The 5,489-nt window shown below is 70.4% G+C and carries 7 protein-coding genes; 4 read left to right on the forward strand and 3 right to left on the reverse strand.

Annotation, left to right across the window (positions count from 1 at the left end; all coding sequences use genetic code 11):
- The first annotated feature begins 21 nt into the window (after positions 1 to 21).
- Entirely contained in the window at positions 22 to 1,197 is a 1,176-nt protein-coding gene (locus VFF46_RS31330) for an acetoin utilization protein AcuC (protein ID WP_325040851.1), read from the forward strand.
- A 151-nt stretch (positions 1,198 to 1,348) separates the two neighbouring features.
- Positions 1,349 to 1,564: a helix-turn-helix domain-containing protein gene (locus VFF46_RS31335; protein ID WP_171675053.1), complete on the forward strand. Its 216-nt coding sequence runs from the start codon at positions 1,349 to 1,351 to the stop codon at positions 1,562 to 1,564.
- Positions 1,565 to 1,654: 90 nt separating this feature from the next.
- Here VFF46_RS31335 and VFF46_RS31340 read toward each other — a convergent pair whose 3' ends face one another.
- A complete protein-coding gene (locus VFF46_RS31340; RefSeq protein WP_325040846.1) occupies positions 1,655 to 2,515 on the reverse strand; it encodes an alpha/beta hydrolase in 861 nt (286 codons plus the stop codon).
- Between the two features lie 53 nt (positions 2,516 to 2,568).
- Between VFF46_RS31340 and VFF46_RS31345 the strand changes: the two genes are divergently transcribed.
- Positions 2,569 to 4,368, forward strand: coding sequence for a BTAD domain-containing putative transcriptional regulator (locus VFF46_RS31345; protein WP_325040847.1), 1,800 nt, complete (start codon positions 2,569 to 2,571; stop codon positions 4,366 to 4,368).
- Here VFF46_RS31345 and VFF46_RS31350 read toward each other — a convergent pair.
- Positions 4,365 to 4,580 (reverse strand): hypothetical protein, encoded by a 216-nt coding sequence (locus VFF46_RS31350; RefSeq protein ID WP_325040848.1) that lies wholly within the window; start codon positions 4,578 to 4,580, stop codon positions 4,365 to 4,367. The genes VFF46_RS31345 and VFF46_RS31350 overlap by 4 nt on opposite strands.
- A 104-nt stretch (positions 4,581 to 4,684) precedes the next feature.
- Between VFF46_RS31350 and VFF46_RS31355 the strand changes: the two genes are divergently transcribed.
- Positions 4,685 to 4,858, forward strand: a complete 174-nt coding sequence (locus tag VFF46_RS31355) for a hypothetical protein (protein WP_325040849.1) — start codon at positions 4,685 to 4,687, stop codon at positions 4,856 to 4,858.
- Here VFF46_RS31355 and VFF46_RS31360 read toward each other — a convergent pair.
- The coding region (locus VFF46_RS31360) for a class I SAM-dependent methyltransferase (RefSeq protein ID WP_325040850.1) at positions 4,855 to 5,489 on the reverse strand (635 nt) is incomplete at its 5' end. The two genes, VFF46_RS31355 and VFF46_RS31360, sit on opposite strands and share 4 nt — an antisense overlap.

The following is a 5,489-nucleotide window of genomic DNA, read 5'->3' on the forward strand; positions in this document are numbered from 1 at the left end:
CTGAAGGTTAAGGTCAAGGGCATGAGTGGTGAGGCGTTGCTGGTGTTCGACGACGGGTTGACGGCGTACGACTTCGGGCGTGGGCATCCGATGAGTCCGATCCGGGTGGAGCTGACGATCAAGCTCGCCCGGGAGCTCGGGGTGCTCGATCAGCTCAAGATCGTGCCGGCGCCGACCGCGGACGACGCGTTGCTGGAGACCGTGCACACCGCGGAGTACGTCGCCGCGGTGAAGCGGGCGGGCGAGCACCCGGACGACGCCGACCCGGAGCACGGACTCGGTACGTCGGACACGTACTGCTTCCCGCACATGCACGAGGTCTCCGCGCACATCGTCGGCGCGTCGGTCGAGGCGGCGCGTGCGGTCTGGGAGGGCGACGTACTGCACGCCGCGAATATCGCCGGCGGTCTGCATCACGCGATGCCCAACCAGGCCAGCGGATTCTGCGTGTACAACGACCCGGCGATCGCGATCCAGTGGCTGCTCGACCACGGTGCCGAGCGGATCGCGTACGTCGACGTGGACGTGCACCACGGGGACGGCGTACAGACCGTTTTCTACAACGATCCGCGTGTGTTGACGGTCAGTCTGCACGAGTCGCCGACGACGCTCTTCCCGGGTACCGGTAGTGCGGGCGAGACGGGCGGGCCGGATGCGGAAGGTACGGCGGTGAACGTCGCGCTGCCGCCCGGGACCGGGGATGCGGGCTGGTTGCGGGCGTTCCACGCCGTCGTACCGGATGTGGTGAAGGCGTTCCGGCCGCAGGTGCTTGTGACGCAGCACGGGTGTGACTCGCATGTGGAGGATCCACTCGCGCATCTGACGAAGACCGTCGACGGGCAGCGGGCGGCGTACGTCGCACTGCACGATCTCGCGCATGAGTTGACCGGTGGCAAGTGGATCGCTACCGGTGGGGGTGGGTATGCGATCGTCGACGTTGTTCCGCGGGCGTGGACGCATCTGCTGGCGATCGTCGCGGGGAACCCGATCGATCCCGCCACGCCGGTGCCTGCCGCCTGGCGCGAGGAGGTCCAGCTGCGGTTCGGCCGGGTCGCGCCGGCCCGGATGACCGACGGCCGGGACCCGACGTACGCGGACTGGTCGACCGGCTACAACCCCGACACCTGGCTCGACCGCGCCATCAAGGCAACCCGCGACGCGAGTTTCCCACTCCTCGGGCTTGATCCTTCCTATTAACTCCAGGGGACTTAACTCCAGGGGACGCGATGAGTCACAGGAGTCCCCCTCTTTCCCATTCGTACCAACAGCCACTACGCTCGTTGCATGCACGGACGGAGGTGCCGGAGGGGAAGCCGGCGCACGATCCGTGCTGGAAGTGCGGTGCGCAATGGCATCAAAGAAGTCCGGTGGTGAGCAGCCGCTCGCCGAGGTGAAGTTCCTGACCGTGGCGGAGGTCGCCACGGCCATGCGCGTGTCCAAGATGACGGTGTACCGACTGGTGCACTCCGGTGAGCTGCCCGCGGTGCGGGTGGGTCGTTCGTTCCGGGTCGCCGAGGATGCCGTGCACGACTACCTCAAGGGCGCCTTCTTCCAGGCCGGATAACAACACACACGAAGGGGCCGGATCCACTGGACCGGCCCCTTCGTCATGTCCTGAGCCCGCGCAGGGCAACCCTCCAGTTGAGGGGATGACCTACCGCGTGATGAGCGTGCGGAGGGCGGTGGTGATTTCGGTGGGGGACTCTTCGGCCATGAAGTGGCCGGCGGTGGTGGTTCGGTGGTGGAGGTCGGTGGTCCAGGTCTTCCAGCGGGCGGCGGCGTCGAAGCCCAGGGCGGTGCCCCAGTCCTGCTGGATCACCGTCACCGGCATCCGGAGCTTGTTGCCCGCGGCAAGGTCTGCCTCGTCGTCGGTGACGTCGACGGTCGCCGAGGCCCGGTAGTCCGCGACGATCGACGGTACGGCGTTCCGCGACGCCTCCAGGTACGCCGCCCGCACGTCGGCCGGAATCGCCGCAGGATCGTTGGCCCACACGTCCAGGAAGTACCCGAAGAACTCGTCCGCAGCGCCCGCGATCATCCGCTCCGGCAGCCCGGGCGGCTGCGCCATCAGGTACAGGTGGAACCCGACCGCGGCGCTCGCCCCGTGCATCACGTCCCACATGTCGAGGGTCGGCAGTACGTCGAGGCTCATCAGGTGCGTGACCGCGTCCGGGTGGTCGAGCCCCGCCCGGAACGCCACCAACGCACCCCGGTCGTGCCCGACCAGCGCGAACTGCGAATGCCCGAGCGCGGCGGCCACCGCGACCACGTCCGCCGCCATCACCCGCTTCGAGTACCCGTCCGCCGGCTTGTCGCTGTCGCCGTACCCGCGCAGGTCCGGGCAGATCACGGTGTGGTCCGCGGCCAGGTCCCGCGCGACGTGCCGCCACATCAAGTGCGTCTGCGGAAACCCGTGCAGCAACACCACCGGCGTCCCCGAACCTCCGAACGCGACGTTCAGCTCGACATCGTCCACCCCGCGCACCCGGGCGTACTCGAATCCCTCGATCTTCATGCCCCCAGCGTCGCGCGGGCGGATGAGCAACGGATGAGCGCTACCGTGGCCGGGTGGAGTTCGGCGTACTCGGGCCGGTCGTGGCCTGGGATCGGCAGCAGGTCGATCTGAAGGGGCCACGGCACCGGGCGGTCCTCGCGCGGCTGATCGTGGCGCGCGGGCGCGTCGTACCGGCGAAGGTGCTGGTCGACGACCTGTGGGCCGACCCGCCGGAAGGAGCGTTGAGCGCGCTGCGGACGTTCGTGGCGGCGCTGCGCCGGGCGATCGAGCCGGATCGGGCGCCGCGGACACCGGCGCGGCTGCTGGTGACCGACGGGCCGGGATACGCGCTGCGGACCGAGGCCGTGGATGCGTGGCGGTTCGAGAACACCCTGCAGGCGGCGTCGCCCACGCTGTCCGAGCTGCAGGATGCGCTGGGGTTGTGGCGTGGGCCGGCGTACGCCGAGTTCGCGGACGAGCCGTGGGCGTTGGCCGAACGTGCGCGCCTGACCGAGTTGCGGTTGCGTGCCGTGGAGCGGGTCGGCGAGACGCGGCTGGCGATGGGACTCGCGGCCGAGGCGGTGCCGGATCTGGATGCGCACGTGACCGAGCATCCGTGGCGTGAGGACGCGTGGCGGTTGCTCGCGCTGGCGTTGTACCGGAGCGATCGGCAAGGAGATGCGCTCGCCGTACTGCGACGTGCCCGGGAGACCCTGGTGGGTCGGCTCGGGGTGGATCCCGGTCGCGCGCTGACCCGTCTCGAGCACGACATCCTCAACCAGGCAACACATCTCGCCCCGGCCGGTAACGTCTGGGCCGAGACCGCCGCGGCGTACGACCGGGCCGTCGGCGGCACCCGGGCCCGCATCGAGTCCACCGTCGGGCTGCTTCGCAATCTCGCGGTCACCGGCGGCGGGGGTCTCGAGGCCGCCCGCCGACACCGGCTCGCTGCCGTCGCCGCGGCGGAGGAGCTCGGCGACCCCGACGTCACCGCCCGGATCATCGGCGCGTACGACGTACCCGCGATCTGGACCCGATCCGACGACGAGGCGCAGGCGGCGGCGATCGTGGCGGCCGCGGAACGGGTACTGCCGACGCAGGACCACCCGAGCATCCGCGCCCGGCTGCTCGCGACGATCGCGCTCGAGTCGCGGGGTTCGCGTGCACCCCGCGGCCGGGAGGCCGCGCTGGAGGCCGAGCAGCTCGCGCGCGGGTTGGACGATCCGGCGCTGCTGGCGTTCACGTTGAACGGTGTGTTCCTGCAGACGTGCTACCGGGCCGGGCTGGCGGGGGAGCGGGACGCGATCGGAGCGGAGCTCGTCACGCTGTCGCAGCGCCACAACCTCTTTACTTATGAGGTTCTCGGGCATTTGGTCCGTTTGCAGTCGGCGTGTGCTCGGGCCGACCACACGGCCGCCGACGACCACGCCGCGTCCGCCGACGCCCTCGCGGCACGGCACGAGCTTCCGCTCGTCGAGGTCTTCACCCGGTGGTACGCCGCGCTTCGCACCGACACCCCCGAGTCGTACCGTGCCGCGGCCGGACTGCTCGACGGCGCAGGTATGCCCGGCCTGAGCGAGGGCCTGCTCCCGCTCGCATTGGCCGCGCACGCCGTACGTCACGACGAGCCCATTCCCGCTGCCGACTACGGGCCCCACACTCCCTGGGTCGATGGGCAGATCCACGGACTGGTGGAGCCGCCGCCCGGGCTGCTGCTGGAGGTGCACTGGGCGCTCACCGCACATGCGGCGCGCCAGTCCGGTGACGGCGAGCTCCTGGCGGTGGCCCAGCAGGCGTTGGCACCGGCGGCCGACGAACACGCGGCCGGCAGCGGCCTGGTCACCCTCGGACCAGTCGCCGACTACCTCTCTTAAAGGTCGTCCGGGGAACCGGTCTCGGACGTGCGGCCGGACTGCTGGCGTAGCTCGTGATGGGACTGGTGGGCGGTGGTCCGGTACGCCTCCTCGTACGCCGCGACTGCGCCCGCCACGCCGGACCCGCGACCCCGGCGCTTCGCCCAGGACGCGAACCAGGTCAGGCCCGCGAGCACCACCACGACACCCGCGAGGAACACGACGTACGCCATGAGCTTCACGCTACCTCGCGCTCCCAGCCGGTTCCCAGGAATCTTCCAGGGCCGTCGCAGTCCGGACCTCCAGGATGGAATCACCGACCTGAAGGAGGCTTCCGATGCCGATCCGTATCGTCAAAACCGTTGCCGTAGGCACCATCGCGACCCTGGGCCTGGCCGCCGTCGCCTTCACCCCCGCCGCCTACGCGAGCACCACCAGGCAGACCGCGACCCCGCACCTGGCGATCCTGACCGACCCGGTCACCCCGGTCGGCAACCGCAAGGCGGCCTAGGGCTTCCGCGCCCGGAACGCCAACGCATGCGGGATGTCGTGGCCCGCGGGCTCCTCGAACCGCTCCGCGACCAGCCCGCTGGCGACCACGGCGTTCAGGTAATCGGCCAGCGTCAGGTGCGACATCCCGATCCGCCGGCGGATCCCGTCCTCGCCCCACCACGGCAGGTCCGTGTGCCAGCCCGTCTGCCGGTACGTCTGGTACACCGTCCGCCGCCCGTCCTCCTCGTACACGACGTGCGGCCCGTTGAAACACGGATGGACGCCGTACGCGACGAACACCCCGCCGGGCCGCAGCACCCGCGCCGCCTCGCGCAGGACCGCGCCGAAGTCGTCCACGTCGGTCGAGATCCACAGCGTGATCGCGGCGTCGAACGACCCGTCCGCGAACGGCAGGGCCGCCGCGTCACCGTGGAACAGCGGACCATCGGTACGCCGCCGGGCCCGCCGCAACTGGTCGATCGAGAAGTCCAGCCCGACCACCGAGCGGCCACTGGCACGAATGCTCTCGAAGTTCCTGCCGGTGCCGCAGCCGATGTCCAGACAAGGCCCCGAACCAGTCCCGAGCAACTCCAGCAGACCGGGTTGATGGGTGTCGTCCCCGTCCACGAACCGCTCGTCGTACCACTCCG

Source organism: Kribbella sp. (genome assembly GCF_035655035.1).
In the GTDB taxonomy this organism is placed as follows: domain Bacteria; phylum Actinomycetota; class Actinomycetes; order Propionibacteriales; family Kribbellaceae; genus Kribbella.

Excerpts from the sequence above, each read along its gene's own strand:
- VFF46_RS31330 (WP_325040851.1), top strand. The coding sequence starts at position 22 with ATGAGTGGTGAGGCGTTGCTGGTGTTCGACGACGGGTTGACGGCGTAC.
- VFF46_RS31335 (WP_171675053.1), top strand. The coding sequence starts at position 1,349 with ATGGCATCAAAGAAGTCCGGTGGTGAGCAGCCGCTCGCCGAGGTGAAG.
- VFF46_RS31340 (WP_325040846.1), bottom strand. The coding sequence starts at position 2,515 with ATGAAGATCGAGGGATTCGAGTACGCCCGGGTGCGCGGGGTGGACGAT.
- VFF46_RS31350 (WP_325040848.1), bottom strand. The coding sequence starts at position 4,580 with ATGGCGTACGTCGTGTTCCTCGCGGGTGTCGTGGTGGTGCTCGCGGGC.
- VFF46_RS31355 (WP_325040849.1), top strand. The coding sequence starts at position 4,685 with ATGCCGATCCGTATCGTCAAAACCGTTGCCGTAGGCACCATCGCGACC.